The sequence below is a fragment of the Pseudomonas sp. DWP3-1-3b3 genome, from assembly GCF_049896305.1.
GTDB lineage: Bacteria > Pseudomonadota > Gammaproteobacteria > Pseudomonadales > Pseudomonadaceae > Aquipseudomonas > Aquipseudomonas azotoformans_A.
The window spans coordinates 94,867-117,888 of sequence record NZ_JAFCUA010000008.1; the positions used below are offsets into that span (position 1 = coordinate 94,867).

Below are 23,022 nucleotides of genomic sequence, written 5' to 3' on the forward strand. Positions count from 1 at the left end.
TCTCAGTTCGCCAGGCTGCGCGGCAAGGCCAGTTGCAGCAGGTTGGATTCAGTCGCGTGCTCGCGGGTTTGTTCGCCGCGCAGCGCGCCTTCGCACAGCACCAGGATGCGGTCGGCGATGCCCATCACTTCCATGAGGTCGCTGGACACCACGACCACCGCAATGCCCTGAGCAGCGAGGTTATGGATGATCTGGTAGATCTCGGCCTTGGCGCCGATATCGATGCCACGGGTGGGTTCGTCCAACAGCAACACTTTCATCGGCATCGACAGCCAGCGGCCGAGAATGGCTTTTTGCTGGTTGCCGCCGGAGAGGTACAGGATCTTTTGCGCGGCGTTGGGCGTCTTGACCTTCATGGCTTTGATCTGCTGGTCGGCGTTGCCCTTCTCCCAGCCGTCGCGCAGCAGCCAGCCAAACGTGGAATGGGCACCTCGCGCACTGATATTGATGTTCTCGGCCACGCTGGACAGCGGAATGATGCCCTCCTTCTTGCGGTCTTCCGGGCACAACAGCACACCGGCGGCGATAGCATCCCGTGGTGACTGCAAATGCAGCGGCTCACCACAGAGTTGCAGTTGCCCGGCGCTGGCCCGCTCCAGGCCGCTGAGCAGGCGGAACAACTCCGTGCGCCCTGCCCCGACCAGCCCGAACAGCCCAAGAATCTCGCCCTTGCGCACGTTGAAACTGATCGGCTCACGCAGGCCGGGCCCCAACAGACCGTCGACCTTGAGCGCCACCTCGCCGTGCTCACGCGGGCGGTAGTCGTAGATGTCCTGGATATCGCGGCCGACCATGCACGTCACCAACTGGTCATGGGTCAGCGTGCTCATGTCCTCGAAAGTGCGCACATAACGGCCGTCCTTGAACACGGTCACTGCATCGCAGATGCGGAACACTTCCTCCATGCGGTGCGACACGTAGAGCACCACTTTGCCCTCGTCGCGCAGGCGCGCGATGATCGCCATCAAGCGGTCGATCTCCCGCGCCGACAAGCTGCTGGTGGGCTCATCAAACGCAATCACATGGGCGCCACGGGACAGTGCCTTGGCGATTTCCACCAGTTGGCGCTGGCCGAGAGACAGGCGCCCGAGCTTCTCAGCCGGGTCGATCTCATCCGCCAGGCCCTTGAGGCAAGCGAGGGCCTGCTCTCGCAGCAGCCCCCGGTTGACCACGCCAAAGCGCGACGGCAAATGCCCGAGGAACAGGTTCTCGGCCACACTCATTTCCGGCACCAGGTGCAGTTCCTGATGGATCACCGCCACGCCGCTGGCGATGCTGTCGGCGGCGTTCTTGAAGGCCATGACCTGCTCGCCGATCTGCAGCGTGCCGCTGTTGGGAATGTAGGCGCCGCCGAGGATCTTCAGCAGCGTCGACTTACCCGCGCCGTTCTCGCCCATCAACGCGTGCACCTGTCCTGGGCGGGCGCTGAAGCTGATGCCATCCAGCGCCTTGACCCCCGGAAAGGTTTTGCCGATGCCGTCAAATCGCAAGGCGGCAGCGGTCATTGCCACAGCCCGATCTTGGTCAGCTCGGCCTGGAAGTTTTCACGGGTGATCAGGGTCACTTCGTCCATGGCCGTGTACTTCGCAGGTTCGGTGCCTTTAGTGACCCACTCGTACATCATCAGCGCAGTGTTATAGCCCTCGATGTGCGGGCTCGGCAGCATCGAGCCAAAGAAGCCGCTGCTCGGTTTTTTCAGTTCGCCGATGGCGTCGGTGCCATTGATGCCGATGCCGATCACGTTGGCCGCCTTGAAGCCGGCGCTTTCGGTAGCGCGTACGCCGCCGAGCACGGTGTTGTCGTTCATGCCGCCGATGATCAGGTTTTTCGCGCCGCTGGGCAGTTTCACCAGGGCCGAGTTCGTCGCGTCCATGGAGCCTGGGACATCTAGGGTTTTGGCGGCCGTGAACAGGATGTGATCCTTGGGAATGCCGGCTTCTTCCAGGGATTTGACCGAGCCGTCGGTGCGCTTCTTACCGGTGTCGAGCTCGTTGAAGGTGTTGATCACCGCATAGGTGTCCTTCCAGTCCCAGCCGCGTTTTTTCGCTTCGGCGGCCATGGCGGCGCCTTGCTTCTGGCCGACTTCGAAGGCCGCCATGCCCAGGTACGGCACGTCTTCCATGAAATTGCCTTTGGCGTCGACGAAGCGGTCATCCACTGCGATGACTTTCAAGCCGTTGGCCTTGGCCTTGGCGACGATGGCCGGGCCGAGGGACACATCCGGCGGGCAGATCACAAAGCCCTTGGCGCCGTTGGCGGCCAGGCTGTCGATGGCCGAGAGGGTTTTCTCGCCGTCAGGCACGGCGATCTTGATCACGGTGAAGCCATGTTCCTTGCCGGCTTTTTCGGCAAAGGCCCACTCGGTCTGGAACCATGGCTCCTCGGCCTGCTTGACCAGGAAACCGATCTTCACTTCTTCAGCGGCCAGCAACAGCCCGCTCAAGCTCATGGCCGAGACCGCCACAGCGGCGCAGCACAGGGAACGCAAACCACGACGACGATTCATACGGGTGACTCCTTGTTGTTGTTTTTAAAGGGGACTTATCCGGCAAAGCGGTGACAGGGTTTTCCAGGTACATCAACTTCGATGGCCAATACCGCACCATCCAGGGGGTGATCCAAAGCGCTCGCGGCACTGGTGATATAGAGGGTGGTGAGATCCGGGCCACCAAACACGCAACTGGTCGGGCGGCTGACGGGCAGTTCGATGATGCGGTCCACCTCGCCGTCGGGCGTGAGGCGCAACAGGCAACTGCCGTCCCAGCGGGCGTTCCAGGTGTAACCGTCAACGTCCATGGCCGAGCCATCCGGCCCGCCGCGTTCGTGGGGGCCGAACCAGACTTGCGCGGGACCGAGCTGGCCGTCGGCTTGGATTGCATGCCGGTACAGCGTGCCGTCCAGGCTGTCGCCAAAGTGCACGTGGCGACCGTCATCGCTCCACAGCAAGGTATTGGGAATGCCCAAGCCACTGAGCAACGGCGTGACCTGCGCATCAGCATCGATACGAAACAGGCCGCCCGAGCGCCGGGTGATGGGCAGGTCTTCACCCTGCTCGCCGATGTTGTTCTGCATGGTGCCTAGCCACAGGCGGCCCCTGGCATCGCAGCGCGCCTCATTGCCACGGTTACCCGGTTGCGGGTCCGCGACGCATAGCAGGGTCAGGGCTTCGGTGGCCAGGTCGAGGCGATACACGCCGCTGCTCAAGGTCACCAGGGCATCGCCGCTTTCACACGGGATGAACGCCGAGACATGCTCGGGCAACTGCCACACCTGCAATTGCCCGCTCATCAGGCGCAGCGCCTGTTTACCGGCGATATTGACCCAGTACAACGCCTGGGTCGGCGCGTCCCAGAACGGACCCTCGCCCAACTGCGCACGGTGCGGGGTAACGGCGATACACGACATGATGCCTCCTGGATTGTTGTTGTTCTCAGGTGCGTGTTACAGCGGGTCGCGAGATGGCGTGCCATCCACCAGCCGCTGGATACGCAACGGGTTGGCGTTTTTCAACGCGTCGGGCAGCAGGCTATCAGGGTAATTCTGGAAGCACACGGGGCGCAGGAAACGGTCGATGGCCAAGGTGCCGACCGACGTGCCACGGGCATCCGACGTCGCCGGGTACGGCCCGCCGTGCACCATCGAATCGCAAACCTCCACGCCGGTCGGGTAACCGTTGAGCAGGATACGGCCGACCTTCTGTTCCAGCAGCGGCGTGAGTTCGGCGAACTGTTGCAGGTCAGCCGGCTCGCCAATGATCGTGGCAGTGAGCTGGCCATGCAGACCGTGCAAGGCGGCGCTGAGCTGGGCCTGGTCAGCGACTTCGACAAACACCGTGGTCGGGCCGAAGACTTCTTCCTGCAGCACTGCATCGCCGTTGATCAACAGGCTCGCATCGGCCTTGAACAACTGCGGTTGCGCCTGGTTGCCGGCCTGTTGGTGGCCCGCCAGGTGCTGGATGCCCGGATGTGCCAGGAGCTTTTCCAGGCCCTTGCCATAGCTGCCCAGGGTGCCGGCGTTGAGCATGGTCTGTGCCGGTTGGTCACCGATCAATTGCGCGACTTGTTGGGTGAACGCGGTGAACTCAGACGAAGCAATGCCGATCACCAAACCAGGGTTGGTGCAGAACTGGCCGCAGCCCTGGACCACCGAGGCGGTCAGGTCACGCGCGACGCTTTCGGCACGCGCTTTCAATGCCTGGGGCAGCACGATCACCGGGTTGATGCTCGACATCTCGGCAAACACCGGGATCGGCTGCGGGCGTGCTGCCGCCATGTCGCACAACGCACGGCCTCCCTTGAGCGAGCCGGTAAAGCCCACCGCCTGGATCGCCGGGTGCTTGACCAGCGCCTCACCCACACCGCCACCGAAGATCATATTGAACACACCGGCGGGCATCTCGGTGGTCTCGGCCGCGCGGATGATTGCATCGGCAACCCGCTCGGCCGTCGCCATATGCCCGCTGTGGGCCTTGAACACCACCGGGCAGCCTGCCGCCAGCGCGGCGGCGGTGTCGCCGCCCGCCGTAGAAAACGCCAGGGGGAAGTTGCTTGCACCAAATACGGCTACCGGCCCCAGGCCGATGCGGTATTGACGCAAATCCGGGCGCGGCATCGGCTGGCGATCTGGCAACGCCTTGTCGATGCGCGCGCCGTAGAAATCACCACGACGCAACACCGTGGCGAACAGGCGCATCTGGCCGCTGGTACGCCCGCGCTCGCCCTTGATGCGTGCGGCGGGCAAAGCGGTTTCTCGACAGACCAGCTCGACAAACTCATCCCCCAGCGCGTCCAGCTCATCGGCCACTGTATCCAGGAACTGCGCACGGCGTGCCGCACTCAACGCACGGTACTCTGGATAAGCCTGCGCGGCAGCCTTGGCGGCGGCATCGACTTCCTGCGGCGTGGCCTGGTAGAACACCTGGGGCAAGGCTTCGCCGGTGGTGGCGTCGACGCTTTGCAAAGTGATGCTACCGTTGGCGCTGCGCTGGCCGCCGATGTAGTTGTGGCCGAGGAACGAGGTCATGGTGTTCTCCTTAAAGGGTGATGACGTTGCCGGGTGCGAACGCTGCTTCGCTGCTGCCGACACGGTTGACCAGCGGCGCGCCGAACTCGGCCTGGCTGATCTCGAACACATCGCCCGGCTGGGTGCGGATACCGTCGGCGAATGACAGGGTCGCGGTGCCGAAGAAGTGGACGTGCACATCGCCCGGCGTGAGGAACTGACGGTACTTGAAGTGGTGGTATTCGAGGTTTTCCAGGCTGTGGCACATATTGGCCTCGCCGCTGAGGAATTCGTTCTGCCAGATCACTTCGCCGTCGCGCAGAATGCGGCTGGTGCCCGCCAGGTGCTGGGGCAACTCGCCCACGCGCAACTCGGGGCCATAGCTGCAACTGCGCAGTTTGGAATGGGCCAGGTACAGGTAGTTCTTGCGCTCCATGACGTGGTCGGAGAACTCGTTGCCCACCGCGAAACCGACGCGATAAGGCTGGCTGTCCGGGCCGATGACGTAGAGGCCGCCGATCTCGGGCTCTTCCCCCGCATCCTCCGCGAAAGGCGGCGACGGGAAGGCCGCGCCGGGTCGCACCACAATGCTGCCGTCGCCTTTGTAGAACCACTCCGGTTGCACGCCTGCCTGACCGGATTCCGGCTTGCCGCCCTCCACGCCCCATTTGAAGATGCGCATGGTGTCGGTCAGTGCGGTGTCATCACCGGCCTGATGCATCTTGTCCCGCGCCGAGGCGCTGCCCAGGTGGGTCAGGCCGGTACCGCTGATCAGCATGTGGGCCGGATCCGGGTGGTCCAACGGCGGCAGGACTTTCAGGTCGGCCAGCAAGGTGGCGTAATCGTAGCTGTCGCCCAGGCCCAGGCTGTCCACCTGTTGCGCCAGGCCGACACCGGCGTCTATCGCAGCCAGGGCCAGTTCGCGCACTGTGCGGGCGCTGTTGACCTCACGCACTTTACTGCCGTCCACCACGCCAACCCGGCGGTCCCCGTTACGCAATTCGAACTGAACCAAACGCATGTCATTTCTCCTGAATCAAGTACGTGTAGCGCCACGGGCACTGGCGGCGAATTGGTCGGCAGGCAGCACGTGCTTGCGCTCCAGCTGGCGGTAGACCACACCCGTCAGCAGCAAGCCAAACACCATCACGGCGGACAAAAAGTACAAGCCCGACGCCAGGTTGCCGGTGTATTCCTTGAGCGCGCCGATCACGAACGGGCCGATATAGCCGCCGAGGTTGCCCACCGAATTGATCAACGCGATGCCCGCCGCCGCACTGGCGCCGGCAAAGAACCGTCCCGGCAAGGTCCAGAACACCGCCGTGCAAGAAAACAGCGCAAACGCCGCCAGGCACAACGCGGCCATTTGCAGCACCGGTACGCTCAACCAGGCGCTGCAGAACAGGCCGATGGCGCCCAGCACGTAAAGCACGGCGAGATGGCCGTAGCGATCATTCAAACGGTCGGAACTGCGCGGGATGATCAGCAGGCCGATGATGCCGAAGATGTACGGCACGGCAGAGATGAAACCGGTGGTGAGGTCACTGCCGCCGAATTGCTTGATCAGGGTCGGCAGCCACAGGCCCAGGCCATAAATGCTCAGGGTCACCGGCAGGTAGAACAGCGCCAGCAGCAGCACGCGCTTGTCTTTCAAGGCATGCAGCGGGTTGCCGTGGCGGGTCTGGCCGTAGGCTTGCAGGTCTTTGGCGAGTTCGCCGGTGAGCCAGGCTTTCTCGTCCTCGCTCATCCAGTTGACCTGCTTGGGGCCGTCCGGCAGGTAGCGCAGTACCGGCCAGGTCAGCAGGATCGCCGGAGTACCGATGACGATGAACAGCCACTGCCAGCCATGCAGGCCAAGGATGCCGTCCATGCCCAGCAAACCGCCGGACACCGGGCCGGTGATCATCATCGCGATAGGTTGGGACAGGATGAACAGCCCGAGGATCTTGCCGCGATGGCGCACCGGGAACCACTGGGTGATGTAGTAGAGAACGCCCGGAAAGAACCCCGCCTCCGCCGCGCCGAGCAAAAAGCGCATCACATAGAAGCTGTGCGGCCCCTGCACGAAGGCCATGCCGATGGTGATGGCGCCCCAGGTGATCATGATCCGCGCAAACCAGCGCCGGGCGCCGAAGCGATCAAGCATCAGATTGCTGGGGATCTCAAAGAGAAAATAGCCGATGAAGAACAACCCTGCGCCCAAACCATAGGCCGCATCGCCAATGCCGACGTCGGCGCCCATGTGCAACTTGGCGAAGCCCACGGCGGAGCGGTCCACGTAGGCGATCAGGTACAACAGGATCAGGAAGGGAATCAGTTTCAGCGTGATGCGCCGAATAAGCCGCAGTTCCTGGCTCATGGGGTCGATCTCCGATTGTTGTTTTTATAGAAGCTCGGGGGACGCCTCTCGCGAAAATCCGCCAGGGCCATACCTCAGGTAAGACCGACTATATAGTATGACTATTTGCAAAACAACTCTTCCAAAGCAGGGTTTTTACGCTTATGTTTAGGCACGCATAGAACATATAGTCATACAATAAGAGAATCGATCATGTCTGATAAAAAGCCCGGCCTACGCTCCGCCCAGTGGTTTGGTACTGCCGACAAGAACGGCTTCATGTACCGCAGCTGGATGAAGAACCAGGGCATTGCCGACCATCAGTTCCATGGCAAACCGATCATCGGCATCTGCAACACCTGGTCGGAGCTGACCCCGTGCAACGCGCATTTCCGCCAGATTGCCGAGCATGTCAAACGCGGCGTGATCGAGGCCGGTGGCTTCCCGGTGGAATTCCCGGTGTTCTCCAATGGCGAATCGAACCTGCGCCCTACCGCCATGCTCACGCGCAACCTGGCCAGCATGGACGTGGAAGAAGCGATTCGCGGCAACCCGATTGACGGCGTGGTGTTGCTGACCGGCTGCGACAAGACCACCCCCGCCCTGCTGATGGGCGCCGCCAGCTGCGACGTACCGGCCATCGTGGTCACCGGCGGGCCGATGCTCAACGGCAAGCACAAGGGCCAGGACATTGGCTCGGGCACCGTGGTGTGGCAGCTCAGCGAACAGGTGAAAGCTGGCACGATTACCCTGGATGATTTCCTCGCGGCCGAGGGCGGCATGTCGCGCTCGGCGGGCACCTGCAACACCATGGGCACTGCGTCGACCATGGCCTGCATGGCCGAAGCACTGGGCACCTCGCTGCCGCACAACGCGGCGATTCCGGCGGTGGATGCACGGCGTTATGTGCTGGCGCATATGTCCGGCATGCGCGCGGTGGAGATGGTGCGCGAAGACTTGAAGCTGTCGAAGATCCTCACTAAAGAAGCGTTTGAAAACGCGATCCGCGTGAATGCGGCCATCGGCGGCTCGACCAACGCGGTGATCCATCTCAAGGCCATCGCCGGGCGCATCGGGGTAGAGCTGGACCTGGACGATTGGACCCGCATGGGCCGTGGCATGCCGACCATCGTCGATTTGCAGCCGTCGGGGCGTTTCCTGATGGAAGAGTTCTACTATGCCGGCGGCCTACCCGCTGTGTTGCGTCGCCTCGGTGAAGCCAACCTGATTCCCCATCCGAATGCCCTGACCGTGAACGGCAAGTCCCTCGGCGAGAACACGAAGGACTCGCCGATCTACGGCCAGGACGAAGTGATCCGCACCCTCGACAACCCGATCCGCGCCGACGGCGGCATCTGCGTGTTGCGCGGCAATCTGGCGCCGCTGGGCGCAGTGCTCAAGCCCTCTGCCGCCAGCCCGGCACTGATGCAACACCGAGGCCGCGCCGTGGTGTTCGAGAACTTCGACATGTACAAGGCACGCATCAACGACCCGGAACTGGATGTGGACGCCAACTCGATCCTGGTCATGAAAAACTGCGGGCCCAAGGGTTACCCAGGCATGGCTGAAGTCGGCAACATGGGCTTGCCCGCCAAGCTATTGGCCCAAGGCGTGACCGACATGGTGCGGATCTCCGACGCGCGCATGAGCGGCACGGCGTACGGCACGGTGGTGTTGCACGTGGCGCCGGAAGCGGCGGCCGGTGGGCCGCTGGCCACGGTCAAGGAAGGTGACTGGATCGAACTCGACTGCGCCAACGGCCGTCTGCACCTGGACATCCCCGACGCAGAGCTGGCAGCCCGCATGGCCGACCTGGCGCCACCCGAGAAACTGATCGTCGGCGGCTATCGCCAGCTGTACATCGACCATGTGCTGCAGGCCGACCAGGGCTGTGACTTTGACTTCCTGGTGGGTTGCCGTGGGGCGGAAGTCCCAAGGCATTCCCACTAATTGGGATGCTATGATGCGGCGAATTCAAGCCAGAGCCTCCCTGTAGACATGGATCACCAGCCGTCCAAGCCGCGCAAGAGCCAGCATGCCCAGATCGTCCAGGATTTGGGCATGCACATCGTTTCCGGTCGCTTCAAGCCCGAAGAACGCTTGCCCATGGAGGCCACGCTCTGCGAGGAGTACAAGGTCAGCCGCTCGGTGTTGCGTGAAGCGACCCGCGTGCTCAGCGCCAAGGGCCTGGTGTATTCCAAGCCACGGGTGGGCGCAGTGGTGCGGCCGCGCTTGAAATGGCACCTGCTCGACCCGGACGTGCTGTCCTGGTTGATGCAGTCCACGCCGCACAGTGAGTTTTTCAACACCTTGGCCGGCGTGCGGCGCATCCTCGAACCGGAAATCGCCGCCATGGCCGCGACCACCGCCACCGACGAAGACATCGCCACCATCGAGCAAGCCTACCTGGGCATGGAAACCGCGCAGACCCACGAACAGCTGCTGCAGGCTGACCTGGACTTCCACCGCGCGATTGCCGACGCCACCCGCAACGACCTGCTGGCCTATATGTGCAACATGCTGTCGCTGCCGTTGCGCGAGTCGATCAACATCACCAACCGCCGCCCGGACATCCAGGGCCTGAGCCTGCCCCGGCACAAGGCGATCCTCACTGCCATTCAGAACCGCGATGCGCTTGGGGCGCGGCACGCGTCGCTGGTGCAGCTGGATGACACGCGGGTGGCGTTGGACACCGTGATGAATGTGCTCACGCCACTTTGACATTCAGGCCGCCAACCGCGCTTTATCAGGTGCAAACTGATTCAAATGTGGGAGCGGGCTTGCTCGCGAAGGCGGTGCGTCAGCCCAGATTTTCAGTGACTGACACTATGCATTCGCGAGCAAGCCCGCTCCCACATGGGTACCGTGGCGTCCCTTGAAACCAGGTTGCACGGCTACTCAAGCTCAATGGGCATGGCAAACGTGCGCTTGTTGTTTTGCATGGCGACAAAGGTCTTGAACTGTTTGATGTTGCCGAAAAAGAACAGCTCACGGGTCAGTTGCTCGTATTCGCTCATGTCCTTCACATTCATCACCAGCAAAAAATCAAAATCACCGGTCACGTAGTACACCTGCTGCACCTGCGGGCAGCCCACGAAACGCCGCTTGATCTCGTCCAGCAGGTCCAGGCGTTCATTTTCCAGCTTCACTTCAACGATCACCGTGATCGGCCGCCCCACGGCCGTGGGGTCGACGATGCTCACGTTCTGGCTGATCACCCCGGCTTTCTCCAGCGCGACGATACGTCGGTTCACCGCCGACGGTGACAGGTTGACCAACTCTGCCAGTTCGCGCTGGGACAGTCGGTTGTTCTCCTGCAGAACATTGAGGATCTTCCTGTCGTAAGCATCCAACTGCATAGGGCATTCCTCGGTGAAGGGCGCAAAACGCCGGTTGACGCAGATTCGTTGCGCCAGCCACCGAGAATCTAGCAACTTCCCACGCCAACCACGCAACAAAATGCCAAAACGCAAGAATGGTGCATTTACGCCGTGCATTTTCGGCCAATCGTGCGCAAGGCAGGCCTTAGCATCATCTGCACCGCAAATAACAATAAGAAAGGAGACCACATGACCCCCTCCCTTTGTGCTCGCCACTGCCCTTCGCCTTTTCACTGGGAATCCTTCATGAAACTTGATCAGCAGCAAAACCGGCACAACTTCGTCTCCACGGCACGGCGTTATCTCACCCTTGGCGCGGCAGCACTGCTGCTGAGCACAAGTCTGGGTGTCCAGGCAGCGACGCTGGAGCAAATCGAGGCGAAGGGCGTATTGAGCGTCGCCACCGAAGACAGCTACTACCCTTTCGAATTCATCAAGGACGGCGAATCCGACGGCTTTCATAAAGACGTGATCGCCGAACTGCGCAAGTACGCGCCGTTCAAGGTCAACCAGGACATCATGCCCTGGACCGGCCTGCTGGCCGGGATCACCTCGGGCAAATACGACGGCGCCATCACCGGCGCCGGCGTGACCGAAGAGCGCCTGGGCGCCTTCGACTTCGTGGCGCCGGTGGCCCCCGAGGTGTCCTACTACATCAAGCGCGCGGATGACGGGCGCATCAAAGGCCTCGCCAACTTGTCCGGCCTGACCGTGGGCGTACAGGCCGGCGGTGCGCAACTGGCGCGCCTGACCCAGCTCGACGCCAAGCTCAAGTCCCTCGGCGGCTCATTGGGCAAGGTCGTGCAGTACCAATCCTATCCGGAAGCCTACGCCGACCTGGCCAACGGCCGTCTGGACTACGTGGTCAACTCCATCGTGCCGGCCAATATGCTGGTCAAGGAACGCCCCAAGGTCTTCGCTGTGGGTGAGCCCACCTCGGGCATGGGCTTCATTGCCTGGCCCGTGGCAAAAGGCAACACCGCGCTATTGGAGTACCTGAGCGGTTTCGTCAATCACTTGCGCGACACCGGCAAGTTGGCCGAACTGCAGAAGAAATGGCTGGGCCAAGCCTTCGACAACCTACCACGCGAGCCGATCACCTCGGTCGAACAGTTCAAGCAGTTGACCGCGCAGTAGATCGCACGGCGTCTATCACCCGCGTTGATCCGGCCCGCTGGCGGCCGGGCAACGCGCTCGATCCAAGGAATTCATGATGACTGGCAGTGACTGGCTCACGCTCCTTCATGCCGCCTGGACGACGATCTGGATATCCGGCATCTCCATCCTGTTGGGGGTGGTGCTGGGCTTGGTTGTCGCGATGCTCCGGGCCGCGAAGATCCCGCTTCTCAGCCCCTTGTTGGCGCTGTATGTCAGCCTGATCCGGGCCACGCCCATGGTCACGCTGGTGCTGTTCCTGTTTGTGATCGCCCCGTCCATCGGCTGGGAGATCGACCCACGCATCGTCGCCATCGGTGCCATGACCCTCAACACCACCGCCTTCAATGCGGAAATCTGGCGCGGCGCGCTCAACAGTTTTTCCCGCGAACAAGTGGAAGCGGCCAAGGCGGCCGGCATGACCACCGGCCTGACCCTGCGCCGGATCATGTTGCCGCAGATGATGACCACCAGCCTGCCCGGCCTGGTCAACGAGATGTCTTTGCTGGTCAAGAGCAGCCCGGCCATCGCGATGATCGGCATCGTCGACCTGACCCGCGTGACCAACCGCATCGCTGCCGTCACGTACGACCCGCTGCCACCGATCCTTGCCGCCGGGGTGTTCTACATCCTGATCATCGGCGCCCTGGTGCGCTTTCAACGAGTCGCTGATGCGCGCGCCAAGCGCCTGGCCATGTAGGAGGCCCCATGAACGGTTTGACCATGTTGTGGGAAAACGCCGCGCTGTTTGCCACCGGTTTGCAGAACACCCTGTTGCTGTTTTGCGTGTCGGCGGTGTGTGCCTTCGGACTGGCATGCGGCATTGCGTTTTTGCTCGAAGGTCGGCAGAACCTCCCACGCAGGCTGTTGCGCGGCCTGCTGGACCTGATGCGCATGCTGCCCTTCCTGATCTTTTTGTACCTGCTGTATTACGGGCTGCCCAATGCGGGAATCCGCCTGGACGTGTGGACCGCTGGCTTTATCGCGCTGATCACCTACCACGGCGCTTACTTCGCCGAGATCCTGCGTGCCGCCCGCATCGCATTGCCTGCCGGCCAGGCGGAAGCCGCGTGGGCCCATGGGTTTATCAACGCAACGATGTACTGGCGGATCCTGCTGCCGCAGATGGTCATGCGCTCGGGCCCGCTGTTCGGCAACCAACTGGTGTGTGTGCTCAAGGACACGGCGTTTCTCTCGATCATCACGTTGATGGACCTGACCGCCGCCGCGTCCGCTGTTCAAGCCAAATATTTCGTACCCCTGCCGCCGTTCATTCTGGTGATCGCGCTGTACTGGTCGATCACGCTGATCGTCGAAGCGCTTCTGCAGCGCCTGGCGCGACGCGCGCAAAAAAGAGGATTGGTCCATGAATAAATCAGCGCCCGTCGTGGAAATCCGCGACCTGCACAAACATTTTGGCGGCATCGAAGTGCTGCGTGGTATCAACCTGACCGTCGAGCGCGGGCAGACCGTCAGCATCCTGGGCTCCTCCGGCTCCGGCAAGTCGACCATGCTGCGCTGCATCAACTGGCTGGAAGTGCCGGATGCCGGCGAGATCTACCTGGGCGGCGACCGCATGGGCCTCAAGCCCGACAGCCTCAAGCCCATGTCCAACCGCGAACTGGCCGCCATGCGCGCACGCACCGCGATGGTGTTCCAGGGTTTCAACTTGTGGCCGCATTTGACGGTGCTGCAAAACGTGACCGAGGCGCCGATCCATGTCATGGGGGTCAACCGCAAAGAGGCCAACGAACAGGCAGCGGCACTGCTGGACAAGGTCGGGCTGTCGCATAAACACGATGCCTATCCCTGGTCGCTGTCCGGCGGGCAACGCCAGCGCGTGGCGATCGCCCGTGCGCTGGCGATGAACCCTGAGGTGATCCTGTTCGACGAACCCACCTCGGCCCTCGACCCGGAACTGGTCGGCGAGGTGCTGGCCGTGATGCGTGCGCTGGCAGAAGACGGCTTCACCATGGTGATTGTCACCCACGAAATGGAGTTCGCCCGCGCGGTTTCCAATGAGGTGGTGTTTATCGACAAGGGCCTGGTGGTGGAACGCGCCGCGCCCGAAAAATTCTTCACCCATTCGGACAGCGAGCGGGTCCGCCAGTTTTTGGGCCGCTACCGCACCGCGACCGCCTAAGTCTGCCACTTCCATCAACAAGGAGCCTTTCATGTTGTGTGTTAATCCGCGAGCCATCCGAGGCCCGTACCCGGACAGCCTGAAACAGGTCATGAATATCGAGGCCGCCCTGCAGTCTCGGCGCTGGCTGGCGCACTGGGATCAACTCAGCCCCCAGGCGACGCCGCTGTGGGATTTGCCAGGGGTTGCCGCCCGCCTCGGCGTCGGCAGCTTTTGTGTGAAAGACGAATCGACCCGCTCGCCCCTGGGCAGCTTCAAGGCGCTGGGCGCGCCGATTGCGTTGATCCGGTTGATCCTGCGGATGCTGCCGCAGGAGGCGTTCGAACCCGAAGGCCTGATCACCGGCCAATACCGCCAGCGTTTGCAGGATTTCACGGTGATCAGCGCCACCGATGGCAACCACGGCCGCGCCTTGGCGGCGGCAGCGCAGAGTGTCGGCTGCCGTTGCGTGATCGTGCTGCACGCGAATGTCAGCCTGGAGCGCGAGGCGTCGATTGCCGAGTACGGAGCGCGAGTGATCCGTATCAGGGGCAATTATGACGAGTCGGTGGCGCATACCGCGCAACTGGCCGAGGAACACGGCTGGCCGGTGGTGTCCGACACTTCCTACGAAGGCTACGAAACCGTCCCCCGTGATGTGATGCAGGGCTATGGCACGCTGGTTGCCGAATTGATCGAGCAAACCGCCGGCACCCCGCCGTTTACCCATGTGTTCCTGCAAGGGGGCGTGGGCGGAATGGCGACCGGTATCAGCAGTTATCTGTGGGAGCACGCCCAGGCGCAGCGCCCGGTGTTTGTGATGGTCGAGCCGGAGCAAGCCGATTGCCTGTATCAAAGCGCATTGCAAGGGCGTCCGGCGAGCGCCACCGGTTCAGTCGACTCGGTGATGGCCGGCCTGGCCTGCGGTGAGACCTCGCCGTTGGCCTGGCGCTTTCTAGCGCCGTGCATCGACTTTTTCATGACCATCAGCGATGACGCTGCCGTGTCGGCCATGGGCTCCTTGGCGCGAGGCAGCACGACGGATATCCCGATCCTGGCCGGCGAGTCGGGCGTGGCCGGGCTGGCGGCCTTGCAGCAGTTGGCGAACGACCCGAACGCCGCGCAGCAAATCGGCCTGGGGCCCCACGCCCGTGTGCTGATCATCAATACCGAAGGGGCCACTGCGCCCACCGTCTACGCAGAGTTGGTGGGAGAAACCGCGCCGTCGGTGCTCGCCCGCCAACGCGATTGGCTGACCCAGGAGGTTTCCCGTGAGCAATGACACTGCCTTTCACCAACAACTGGTGCGCTGGCGCCACCACTTGCACCAACATCCGGAAGTCGGTTTTGAAGAGGTGCAGACCGCCGACTACATCGCCAACGCCCTGACGGCGATGGGCCTGGAAGTACACCGTGGTATCGGCGGCACCGGCCTGGTCGCCAGCCTGACGCTGGGGGACAGCCTGGCCACGGTCGGCCTGCGCGCAGACATGGATGCGCTGCATATCCACGAAAACGCACCGGACCGCGCACACGCTTCGGTCACTGCCGGCAAGATGCACGCCTGTGGGCACGACGGGCATATGTCGATGGTACTGGGCGCCGCCAAGCTGCTCACCGAGCGCCGCAACTTCAATGGCACCGTGCGGTTTATCTTCCAGCCGGCCGAAGAACACGGCTGCGGCGCCAAGGCCATGATCGCCGACGGCCTGTTCGAACGTTTTCCGGTGGACGCGATTTACGGCGCGCACAACATGCCGGGCCTGCCCGCGGGTAGCATCGCCACACGCAGCGGCGCAATCATGGCCAGCGAAGACAACTTCGTGATCCGCATCACCGGCACCGGCACCCACGCGGCACGCCCGCACATGGGTGTCGACCCGATCGTGATTGCCGCCGAGGTGGTGCTGGCCCTGCAAACCATCATCTCGCGCAACCTCGATCCGAGCGTGCCGGCCGTGATTTCCTGCACGGAGTTCATCACCGACGGTATCCGCAACGCGATTCCCACCCACGTGGTGATCAAGGGTGATACGCGCAGCTACGCGCCCGAAGTGCAGGCCATGCTCGCCAAGCGCATGCGCGAAATCAGCGAAGGTATCTGCCGGTTGCACGGGGCATCGTGTGAATTCGAGTACACCCATGAGTTCGCCCCCACCGTGAACTGGGCGCACTGCACAGCGATTGCCGTTGCTGCGGCGACGGCGGTGGTGGGGGCTGGACGGGTGAACCCAGAGGTTCAACCGATGATGATTTCCGAAGACTTCGGCGCGTTCCTACGAGAGGTGCCGGGCAACTTTGTGTTCATTGGCAACGGGGAACAGGCTGGCGAAGGCGGCACGCCACTGCACAACGCGCGGTATGACTTCAACGACCAGGTGCTGGAGACGGGCGCGCAGTATTTCGCGCAGGTGGCGGTGGCGGCATTGGCGTCGTGAAATCGAGGGAAGAGCGCCCCGCTCTTCCCCGTTTTTTTACAGGGTGTAGGCGATCCCCACCTGCACCGTGCGCGGCTCACCCGGATACGCATACACGTTGCCGAACGCGCCTTCTTCATAGTCGCGGTTGAACAGGTTCTTCACGTCCAGGTTCAGGCGGATCTTGTCGTTGACCTTGTAGTAGCTGAGCAGGTCGACGACGGTGTAGGCGTCCATCGAGAACGCCGTGTTGGACGTCTGCCCCGCGCGCTCATCCACGTATTTGCCGCCCGCCCCCAGGCCTAGGCCCTTGAGGGCACCGTCCTGGAATTCGTAGACGTTGAGCAGGCTGAAGCCGTTGCGCGGAATGTTCAGCAAGCGGGTGCCGGTGTGCAGGGTGTTGTCCTTGGTGACTTCGGCGTCCACGTAGGCATAGCCGCCAATCACACGCCATTGCGGGGTGATGTTGCCGGCGACGTTGAGGTCCAAACCTCGGCTGCGCACCTGGCCGGCGGCGACACTGAAGGTTGAGTCGAGCGGGTCGGTGGTGAGCACGTTTTTCTTCTCGATCTGGTAGATCGCCGCGTCGACACTCAGTTGGCGATCCAGGGCTTCCCACTTGATGCCCATCTCGTAGGACTTGCCTTTCTCCGGCTCAAAACCACCCCCCTGGCGGCTGGCACCGGTGTTGGGCTTGAACGAACGGGCTGCGTCCGCATACACCGCGACGGTGTCGGTGAGGTCGTAGATCACGCCCATGCGCGGGGTCACCGCGTTATCGCTGGCTTCCCAGCTTTTACCGCCTGGCACATAGGTGTGGTAGTCATGTTCGAAGCGCTCGAAGCGGGCACCGGCCAGCACTTTGAGGCGCTCGGTCAGGGCGACCTGGTCCTGGACGAAGGCGGCGTAGGTCTTGAGGTTTTCCTTGTCGTGGGTCGGCGTGCGTGTGAGCGCCGGGCGCGGCTGGCCGTAGACCGGGTTGAAGATATCGATGGGGTAGGCACCCACCGCGCCACTGGAACGCTGGATGATCGACTTGTAGTCGTAGTCTTCGAACTCGACGCCGGTCAGCAGCGTGTGGTCGAAACCGCCGGTGGAGAAATGCCCGGTGAGGTTGAGTTGGGTGTCCTTGTCGGTCCACTCCAGCTTGCGGTAGTTGAAGTTGCGGCCCAGGGTGCGACCGTCAGCGGCCAGGCCGTTGGCTTCGATGGCATTGCCTTGCAGGGTGCCGTCGAGCCACTGGAAACCGCCGCCCAGGGTCCAGTTTTCGTTGAGCAGGTGCTCGAAACGCAGTTGCGCCATGCTGTTGTCGTTGTGCAATTTGCCGGCGTCTTTTTCACCCCAGAAGGTGTCGCGCGAAGGCGTGCCTTTTTGATTGGGGTAACGCGTCAAGCCACGGTCCAGCGGGTGATTGTTGCGCATGAAGTCACCTTCGAAGATCACCTTGGTGTCATCGGTGGCCTGCCAGGTGATCACCGGAGTCACGCCGTAGCGCTCGGTTTCCACGTGATCACGAAAGGTGTCGCCGCCCTCGCCCACCACATTCAGGCGATAAGCCAGGCGACCGTCTGCATCCAACGGGCCGGACGCGTCGAGGGTGGCGCGCTGCATGCCCTGGTCATCCAGTTGGCTGCCGAGGGTCACCGTCGGCTCGGCCAGCGGTTGCTTGGAGACCACGTTGAAGGTGCCGCCGGGATCGCCACGGCCGTAGAGCATGGTCGCCGGGCCGCGCAGCACCTCCAGGCGCTCGATGGTGTTGGCGTCGGGCATGTTCGGGTAGCCGCGATTGATCGGGAAACCATTGCGGTAGAACTCGCCGGTGGTAAAGCCGCGCACGGTGAAGGTGGTGAGCCCCTGCCCGCCGAAGTTGTTGGCACGGCCGACGCCGCCGGCGTAGTCCAGCGCGTCCTGCAAGCGGGTGGCGCCGATGTCCTCGACCACCGCCTTGGACACCACGCTGATGGACTGCGGGGTTTCGTGAATCGAGGTATCAGTGCGCGTCGCACTTGCCGAGCGGGTGGCATGGTAGCCCTGCACCGGACCCTGGGCGGTTTCGTAGTCGGCCGCGCCCGTAATGCTGGTGGTTTGCAGCTCGATCGCGGCTTTTTCAAGCGGTTCGACCTCGGCCCAGCTCAACGGGGAAAACGCCTGGAGCACACACACGGAAAGCAGGGTACGACGCATGAAGGATAAACCTAGTGAAAGAGCCAGATGGGACGGCATATCTGCCAATTATTATGCGTCGCATGATATGTCAAATCATTAACGTTTGGCATCTATTCTCATTAACGACTTATCGAGTAACCGCTTCGTATCAACGCACGGCAAAACCCGCGCAAAAAAAAGCCACTCTCACGAGTGGCTTCTGTCACGCCCTTACCGCCTCAGCGATAACGTTCCAACCAATGCGCATACGGTGCAGGCAAGGTCCACGACGACTTCTCGACGCCCAGTTCCTTGGCGGCAAAGTACGCCCAATGCGGATCCGCCAGATGCGCACGCCCCACCGAGACCAGGTCCAGATGTCCGGCCTGCAACGCACCTTCCGCCAGTTGCGGCGTGCCGAAACCCCAGGCCGATGTCACCGGAATGCCGGCTTCACGACGCACGCGCTCAGCGATCGGGCCCATGAACGCCGGACCCCATGGGATGTTGGTGTCTGGGATGGTGAAGCCGACGCTGACACTCAGCAGGTCCAGGCCACCGGCCTTGAAACGACGAGCCAGTTCGATGGATTCGGTGAGGGTCTGCTCGTCGCGACCGTCATATTCGATCACACCGAAACGCGCGGTGAGCGGCAGGTTTTCCGGCCACACTTCGCGCACGGCAGCCAGGGTTTCCAGGAGGAAACGGCTGCGGTTGTCGAAGCTGCCGCCATAGGCGTCGGTGCGTTGGTTGGAGTGTTCGGAGAAGAAGCTCTGGCCCAGGTAGCCGTGGGCAAAGTGCAGTTCGATCCACTCGAAACCGGCGTCACGCGCACGGCGCGCGGCGTCGACGAAGTCCTGGCGCACTCGGGCGATGTCGTCCAGGGTCATGGCGCGTGGCACTTGCGGCAGGTTGGCGCCGAAGGCGATGGCCGACGGTGCGATGGTCTCCCAGCGGCGCGCATCGGACGCGGCCATATGGTCGTCACCTTCCCACGGGCGGTTGGCGCTGGCCTTGCGGCCGGCGTGGCCAATCTGGATGCCCGGCACCGAACCGGCCGCCTTGATGGCCTGCACCATCGGCACGAAGGCCTCGGTATGAGCATCGCTCCAGAGCCCGGCACAGCCAGGCGTGATACGCCCTTCCGGCGAGACGGCGGTGGCTTCGACCACCACCAGGCCAGCCCCGCCACGAGCCATGCTGGCCAAGTGCACCAGGTGCCAATCGTTGACGATGCCGTCATCGGCCATGTACTGACACATCGGCGGAATGGCAATGCGATTGCGCAGGGTGACGTCTTTGAGTGTGAACGGTTCGAACAATGCGGACATGTTGACTCCAGCCAGTGGTTGGTTGATTCGATAGTTCGATGGTAATCGAACTATGGTATTCAACGATAGCCCCCTGTTATGATTCGTTTCATGCGAGCCTTCAAACACCCTCCCCTTCAAGACCTGACCCTCGAACGCGTGCTGTACGCCCTGAGCGATCCGGTGCGTCTGGAAATCGTGCGCTGCCTGGCCGGCGTGCCAGAAGCCACCTGCGGCGAGTTGGACGGCGGGCGGCCCAAGTCGAGTATGTCGCATCACTTTCGCGTGTTGCGCGATGCCGGGTTGGTGCAGACCCGCAGCGTGGGCACCACTCATCTGAATGCGTTGCGTGCGGAGGATCTGGAGGGCCGCTTTCCCGGTTTACTCCAGTGTGTCCTCGCCCAGCATTGAACCAGGATTCAGACTGGCACGGTCATCCTCGCCCGGCACAGCCTCCCGGCTCGGCGCTCTGCCAAATTTCATTGCGCCAATGCGCCCTTGCAATTGATCGACAAATCGCTGTGCCTCCTGGCGTGTATTGAACCGCATGCTCAGGTCACCCAGGCGTAGCAGGCAACCCTTGGGTGAGTCCACATCTTCCAACTCAATCTTCATACGCCCCCTCGCTTATTCAGTTGCCACAATCAAACGCGGCCACACAGGCTCACCCTCCAGATACACGCAGTCCTTGCCATTTCGCTTGGCTGCGTACAGGTTCCGGTCAGCAACCTTGAGCACCGCAGACATATCGGCGCCCGCCACAAAACGCGCCATGCCCGCGCTGCAGGTGTAGTGATGGGGCGGTGCAACGCTGCCCCGGATCCCCTGTAGCAGACGCAGCGCAAAATCGGTTGCGACGTGAAGATCATCTCCCACCACTAGGACGCCAAATTCTTCCCCACCTATGCGGCCGAAGCTGTGGCTGCCCGGGGTGGATTTAAGGCAATCGGCCATGGCACAGAGAATCCTGTCGCCCACGTCGTGGCCAAACTGATCATTTTTCAACTTGAAACTGTCGATATCCAACATTATGAAATAGCCGCTTTCTTCGGCAGCGATCAACTGGGTGAAGGCTTCCATAAAAGCACGTCGATTCAAGATCGACGTCAAGTAATCAGTCTGCGCCAATTGCCGAAACTCACTCTCGACTAACAGCACCGAACGCAAGTTCTTTAAATAAGAAAAATTCAAGACAAAGCCAATCGACAATGACGACGCGCAAAATATCAACAAATAAACGTCCAGCCCATCCACTAAGCTTGCTTGTATGGATGCCCACATCACTAACCAGACCAACGTCGCACTTAGCAAATAGTCTTGGACGCTGACAAATAGAATCGAACTACTGACGACCAATGTCACCGTCAATGGCAACGCCAACATCTGCAACTGCGCATTTGAGCGAATCACATAAGCAAATCCCGCTGATAATAGAACAAGGTAGACGACACCCAACGCACGCCACAGATAAAAATTCATCACCCCACGATGAAACCGATACACCACCCACAGACCGAGGGTGATTAATACACTGCAAAGACCAACCGACATGGCCGGATCAACCAGCAATGTCGCCAGCCAGGCAACGATACCGATAGATTGCGCCTGCCTCACTGAAGGTGACAATAACCTTTGCATCCTTGGTCTGAGCTTTAAAATGGCCGGCATCCTGACACTCCCTGTGCAAATGTTGCCTATCTTTCATCGGCCAGGCTCAGTTCCACACTGTGCAGGCCGGACGCAAAAGTAAATGCCATAAAGCGCCGTACAAGGCTGATAAACGGAGGCAGCACTTCCAGTTGGGTTTTGGAGTGAATTCTGAAATAGCCTCTGTCGGCGCCCTCCTGTACCAGGCGGATAACATGAGTCTTGGATACCGACAGCTGTTGAGCCAGTGCCAAGTAAGAAGATGACCTGAAGCTCGCACCATTGCCCTCCAGGCCGCAGGCATCGTTGTAAATCGCCAGCATCAGCATGTGGCCGGCGTCTCGCTTCACCAGCCAATAACACTCCGGCAGCAACCCATCGATGGCCAGCTTGTTATTCAGCAGCGTTGCGTAGCCCTTGAAGTAAAGCGCCAGGAAGGCCCGGTCATCCAGTTCGCGCAACTGGCGGAACACTTCATGGGCAGGGCACAGCACCGCCAAAGGGTCGGTGATAGAGGTCATCATCACACGCACCTCCCGGCAGGCTTGGTTCGATGGCTGGAAAGTCCTGAAGCGACTGTCTTCCGGGTGCGCGCTGACATTCATGAAACCCAGGGCCCGAAACAGCAGGAAGATGGACTCGAGGCTGTTTCTCGAACAGAACCCCTGAGCCAGGCAAAACGCCTTTACCGCCGACAGCAGAGGCACCGGCTCGGAGGCGTATTCGCTCAATAACGCGAAAGACACCATCAAACGGCTGTATTTAAGTGCACTTTTATAAAAAAACGGCCTTTTCGAATAGGTATCCAACAACACCGCGTAGTGTGCTCGAATACACCCTTCAAATGCCGAATCACGTTCAAACGACTGCGCAGACACAGTAATAGCCAACTTTAACGACTTGACGCACATGAGATAGAGCCCTGATCAACCGACTTCAATTCACTGATCTTGGTCGCAGCCTCTGTGCGACCAGGTCTCACAACAACTCACGTCGTAAACGCTGCCAGTGCTGGCGTTTTGCCCACGCGCAATGTATCGCGATTGACGAAGAGGACATCATCGCTACCAAAATTGTTCCATTTGGATGTGAAACTGTGACAGTTAAGTGTCCATTTTGACTTTGTGACATTTACTTACATCTATATTTGATCTTCCCAAAGATGGCCCAAGGGATTGTTCTTAAAACGCGCTAGGGTTTCGCCGAATTGAACGACAAGACAATTCAGAGTCAATGTGCATTGCCGTGACACATAACTAACTCCGCTGCTGAACGAGAACCCGTCATGCATCAATCCATCCGCCTGTTTGCCGACACTATCGAAGCCAAGATCGAGGAAATCATTGATAACGCCCGATTCCTGCAGCAGCACGGCCATGAGGTGATGGCCGGCAATGTCATCGAGCAAGCACAGGTCGTCCTGGAGGCACTCGAGGTACTGCGCCAGGAGATCACCGATGCTCACAGTGCTTAAACGTTTAAGGCACTCACCGAACCTTTCCCCCGA

22 protein-coding genes are annotated in these 23,022 nt (G+C 61.4%); 10 read left to right on the top strand and 12 right to left on the bottom strand.

From position 1 onward, the window contains the following. Positions 1–2 precede the first annotated feature (2 nt). Genes araG through ACP7BX_RS22895 form a run of 6 tightly spaced genes read right to left on the bottom strand, consistent with a single transcriptional unit; the run spans position 3 to position 7,360 of the window. Complete coding sequence (gene araG, locus ACP7BX_RS22870) at positions 3–1,505, bottom strand: L-arabinose ABC transporter ATP-binding protein AraG (RefSeq protein ID WP_426127725.1); 1,503 nt, start codon at positions 1,503–1,505, stop codon at positions 3–5. Then, positions 1,502–2,506, bottom strand: coding sequence for a substrate-binding domain-containing protein (locus ACP7BX_RS22875; protein WP_010211214.1), 1,005 nt, complete (start codon positions 2,504–2,506; stop codon positions 1,502–1,504). Before ACP7BX_RS22875 ends, araG begins: the two co-directional genes overlap by 4 nt. 35 nt (positions 2,507–2,541) lie before the next feature. Beyond that, positions 2,542–3,405: an SMP-30/gluconolactonase/LRE family protein gene (locus tag ACP7BX_RS22880; RefSeq protein ID WP_426127724.1), complete on the bottom strand. Its 864-nt coding sequence runs from the start codon at positions 3,403–3,405 to the stop codon at positions 2,542–2,544. A 36-nt stretch (positions 3,406–3,441) separates the two neighbouring features. Continuing rightward, positions 3,442–5,022 (bottom strand): aldehyde dehydrogenase (NADP(+)), encoded by a 1,581-nt coding sequence (locus ACP7BX_RS22885; RefSeq protein WP_426127722.1) that lies wholly within the window; start codon positions 5,020–5,022, stop codon positions 3,442–3,444. A 10-nt stretch (positions 5,023–5,032) separates the two neighbouring features. Next, positions 5,033–6,022 carry an AraD1 family protein gene (araD1, locus tag ACP7BX_RS22890; RefSeq protein WP_426127720.1) on the bottom strand — a complete coding sequence of 330 codons (990 nt, stop codon included), beginning with the start codon at positions 6,020–6,022 and terminating at the stop codon, positions 5,033–5,035. A gap of 15 nt (positions 6,023–6,037) precedes the next feature. After that, positions 6,038–7,360, bottom strand: coding sequence for an MFS transporter (locus tag ACP7BX_RS22895; protein WP_178953792.1), 1,323 nt, complete (start codon positions 7,358–7,360; stop codon positions 6,038–6,040). A 192-nt stretch (positions 7,361–7,552) separates the two neighbouring features. Here ACP7BX_RS22895 and ACP7BX_RS22900 point away from each other — a divergent pair, with 192 nt between their 5' ends. Both ACP7BX_RS22900 and ACP7BX_RS22905 read left to right on the top strand, forming a co-directional pair. Further along, positions 7,553–9,289: an IlvD/Edd family dehydratase gene (locus tag ACP7BX_RS22900; RefSeq protein WP_038847710.1), complete on the top strand. Its 1,737-nt coding sequence runs from the start codon at positions 7,553–7,555 to the stop codon at positions 9,287–9,289. Between the two features lie 48 nt (positions 9,290–9,337). Next, positions 9,338–10,060: a FadR/GntR family transcriptional regulator gene (locus ACP7BX_RS22905; protein WP_010211221.1), complete on the top strand. Its 723-nt coding sequence runs from the start codon at positions 9,338–9,340 to the stop codon at positions 10,058–10,060. A 173-nt stretch (positions 10,061–10,233) separates the two neighbouring features. Here ACP7BX_RS22905 and ACP7BX_RS22910 read toward each other — a convergent pair whose 3' ends face one another. Beyond that, the gene (locus tag ACP7BX_RS22910) at positions 10,234–10,698 is read right to left on the bottom strand and encodes an Lrp/AsnC family transcriptional regulator (RefSeq protein ID WP_426127717.1); all 465 of its coding nucleotides are present in this window, start codon (positions 10,696–10,698) and stop codon (positions 10,234–10,236) included. Between the two features lie 267 nt (positions 10,699–10,965). Here ACP7BX_RS22910 and ACP7BX_RS22915 point away from each other — a divergent pair, with 267 nt between their 5' ends. The 6 genes from ACP7BX_RS22915 (at position 10,966) to ACP7BX_RS22940 (ending at position 16,434) form a co-directional block, all read left to right on the top strand. Further along, entirely contained in the window at positions 10,966–11,856 is an 891-nt protein-coding gene (locus tag ACP7BX_RS22915; protein ID WP_314527861.1) for a transporter substrate-binding domain-containing protein, read from the top strand. A gap of 76 nt (positions 11,857–11,932) precedes the next feature. After that, complete coding sequence (locus ACP7BX_RS22920; protein WP_314527859.1) at positions 11,933–12,574, top strand: amino acid ABC transporter permease; 642 nt, start codon at positions 11,933–11,935, stop codon at positions 12,572–12,574. 8 nt (positions 12,575–12,582) lie between these two features. After that, a complete protein-coding gene (locus tag ACP7BX_RS22925; protein ID WP_314527857.1) occupies positions 12,583–13,248 on the top strand; it encodes an ABC transporter permease subunit in 666 nt (221 codons plus the stop codon). Further along, the gene (locus ACP7BX_RS22930) at positions 13,241–14,017 is read left to right on the top strand and encodes an amino acid ABC transporter ATP-binding protein (protein WP_033903145.1); all 777 of its coding nucleotides are present in this window, start codon (positions 13,241–13,243) and stop codon (positions 14,015–14,017) included. The genes ACP7BX_RS22925 and ACP7BX_RS22930 overlap by 8 nt, the downstream gene beginning before the upstream one ends. A gap of 31 nt (positions 14,018–14,048) precedes the next feature. Beyond that, a complete protein-coding gene (locus ACP7BX_RS22935; RefSeq protein ID WP_426127713.1) occupies positions 14,049–15,278 on the top strand; it encodes a diaminopropionate ammonia-lyase in 1,230 nt (409 codons plus the stop codon). Beyond that, on the top strand, positions 15,268–16,434 hold the full coding sequence (locus ACP7BX_RS22940; protein ID WP_426127711.1) for a M20 aminoacylase family protein: 1,167 nt from the start codon (positions 15,268–15,270) through the stop codon (positions 16,432–16,434). Before ACP7BX_RS22935 ends, ACP7BX_RS22940 begins: the two co-directional genes overlap by 11 nt. Before the next feature lie 36 nt (positions 16,435–16,470). Here the strand turns inward: ACP7BX_RS22940 and ACP7BX_RS22945 are convergent, their stop codons facing one another. Both ACP7BX_RS22945 and ACP7BX_RS22950 read right to left on the bottom strand, forming a co-directional pair. Next, on the bottom strand, positions 16,471–18,597 hold the full coding sequence (locus ACP7BX_RS22945; RefSeq protein ID WP_426127709.1) for a TonB-dependent siderophore receptor: 2,127 nt from the start codon (positions 18,595–18,597) through the stop codon (positions 16,471–16,473). 200 nt (positions 18,598–18,797) lie between these two features. Then, entirely contained in the window at positions 18,798–19,889 is a 1,092-nt protein-coding gene (locus ACP7BX_RS22950; protein ID WP_426127707.1) for an NADH:flavin oxidoreductase/NADH oxidase, read from the bottom strand. Between the two features lie 90 nt (positions 19,890–19,979). Between ACP7BX_RS22950 and ACP7BX_RS22955 the strand changes: the two genes are divergently transcribed. After that, complete coding sequence (locus ACP7BX_RS22955) at positions 19,980–20,279, top strand: ArsR/SmtB family transcription factor (RefSeq protein WP_178953796.1); 300 nt, start codon at positions 19,980–19,982, stop codon at positions 20,277–20,279. On the opposite strand, the gene ACP7BX_RS22960 is transcribed toward ACP7BX_RS22955, so the two are convergent. From ACP7BX_RS22960 to ACP7BX_RS22970, 3 genes are read right to left on the bottom strand one after another with little or no spacing between them, the layout of a single operon-like run. Continuing rightward, complete coding sequence (locus tag ACP7BX_RS22960; RefSeq protein WP_178953798.1) at positions 20,250–20,483, bottom strand: hypothetical protein; 234 nt, start codon at positions 20,481–20,483, stop codon at positions 20,250–20,252. The two genes, ACP7BX_RS22955 and ACP7BX_RS22960, sit on opposite strands and share 30 nt — an antisense overlap. A 12-nt stretch (positions 20,484–20,495) precedes the next feature. Continuing rightward, the gene (locus ACP7BX_RS22965; RefSeq protein WP_178953800.1) at positions 20,496–21,536 is read right to left on the bottom strand and encodes a GGDEF domain-containing protein; all 1,041 of its coding nucleotides are present in this window, start codon (positions 21,534–21,536) and stop codon (positions 20,496–20,498) included. Between the two features lie 26 nt (positions 21,537–21,562). After that, positions 21,563–22,426 (bottom strand): hypothetical protein, encoded by an 864-nt coding sequence (locus tag ACP7BX_RS22970; RefSeq protein ID WP_178953802.1) that lies wholly within the window; start codon positions 22,424–22,426, stop codon positions 21,563–21,565. A gap of 374 nt (positions 22,427–22,800) precedes the next feature. Here ACP7BX_RS22970 and ACP7BX_RS22975 point away from each other — a divergent pair, with 374 nt between their 5' ends. Next, positions 22,801–22,989: a hypothetical protein gene (locus tag ACP7BX_RS22975; protein ID WP_178953804.1), complete on the top strand. Its 189-nt coding sequence runs from the start codon at positions 22,801–22,803 to the stop codon at positions 22,987–22,989. Positions 22,990–23,022: the final 33 nt, after the last annotated feature.

Coding starts and splice junctions, on each gene's coding strand:
- ACP7BX_RS22885 (WP_426127722.1), bottom strand. CDS start 5,022: ATGACCTCGTTCCTCGGCCACAACTACATCGGCGGCCAGCGCAGCGCC.
- ACP7BX_RS22905 (WP_010211221.1), top strand. CDS start 9,338: ATGGATCACCAGCCGTCCAAGCCGCGCAAGAGCCAGCATGCCCAGATC.
- ACP7BX_RS22960 (WP_178953798.1), bottom strand. CDS start 20,483: ATGAAGATTGAGTTGGAAGATGTGGACTCACCCAAGGGTTGCCTGCTA.
- ACP7BX_RS22920 (WP_314527859.1), top strand. CDS start 11,933: ATGACTGGCAGTGACTGGCTCACGCTCCTTCATGCCGCCTGGACGACG.
- ACP7BX_RS22900 (WP_038847710.1), top strand. CDS start 7,553: ATGTCTGATAAAAAGCCCGGCCTACGCTCCGCCCAGTGGTTTGGTACT.
- ACP7BX_RS22915 (WP_314527861.1), top strand. CDS start 10,966: ATGAAACTTGATCAGCAGCAAAACCGGCACAACTTCGTCTCCACGGCA.
- araD1 (WP_426127720.1), bottom strand. CDS start 6,022: ATGCGTTTGGTTCAGTTCGAATTGCGTAACGGGGACCGCCGGGTTGGC.
- ACP7BX_RS22970 (WP_178953802.1), bottom strand. CDS start 22,426: ATGTGCGTCAAGTCGTTAAAGTTGGCTATTACTGTGTCTGCGCAGTCG.
- ACP7BX_RS22955 (WP_178953796.1), top strand. CDS start 19,980: ATGCGAGCCTTCAAACACCCTCCCCTTCAAGACCTGACCCTCGAACGC.
- ACP7BX_RS22880 (WP_426127724.1), bottom strand. CDS start 3,405: ATGTCGTGTATCGCCGTTACCCCGCACCGTGCGCAGTTGGGCGAGGGT.
- ACP7BX_RS22965 (WP_178953800.1), bottom strand. CDS start 21,536: ATGCCGGCCATTTTAAAGCTCAGACCAAGGATGCAAAGGTTATTGTCA.
- araG (WP_426127725.1), bottom strand. CDS start 1,505: ATGACCGCTGCCGCCTTGCGATTTGACGGCATCGGCAAAACCTTTCCG.
- ACP7BX_RS22945 (WP_426127709.1), bottom strand. CDS start 18,597: ATGCGTCGTACCCTGCTTTCCGTGTGTGTGCTCCAGGCGTTTTCCCCG.
- ACP7BX_RS22930 (WP_033903145.1), top strand. CDS start 13,241: ATGAATAAATCAGCGCCCGTCGTGGAAATCCGCGACCTGCACAAACAT.
- ACP7BX_RS22910 (WP_426127717.1), bottom strand. CDS start 10,698: ATGCAGTTGGATGCTTACGACAGGAAGATCCTCAATGTTCTGCAGGAG.
- ACP7BX_RS22935 (WP_426127713.1), top strand. CDS start 14,049: ATGTTGTGTGTTAATCCGCGAGCCATCCGAGGCCCGTACCCGGACAGC.
- ACP7BX_RS22925 (WP_314527857.1), top strand. CDS start 12,583: ATGAACGGTTTGACCATGTTGTGGGAAAACGCCGCGCTGTTTGCCACC.
- ACP7BX_RS22875 (WP_010211214.1), bottom strand. CDS start 2,506: ATGAATCGTCGTCGTGGTTTGCGTTCCCTGTGCTGCGCCGCTGTGGCG.
- ACP7BX_RS22895 (WP_178953792.1), bottom strand. CDS start 7,360: ATGAGCCAGGAACTGCGGCTTATTCGGCGCATCACGCTGAAACTGATT.
- ACP7BX_RS22950 (WP_426127707.1), bottom strand. CDS start 19,889: ATGTCCGCATTGTTCGAACCGTTCACACTCAAAGACGTCACCCTGCGC.
- ACP7BX_RS22975 (WP_178953804.1), top strand. CDS start 22,801: ATGCATCAATCCATCCGCCTGTTTGCCGACACTATCGAAGCCAAGATC.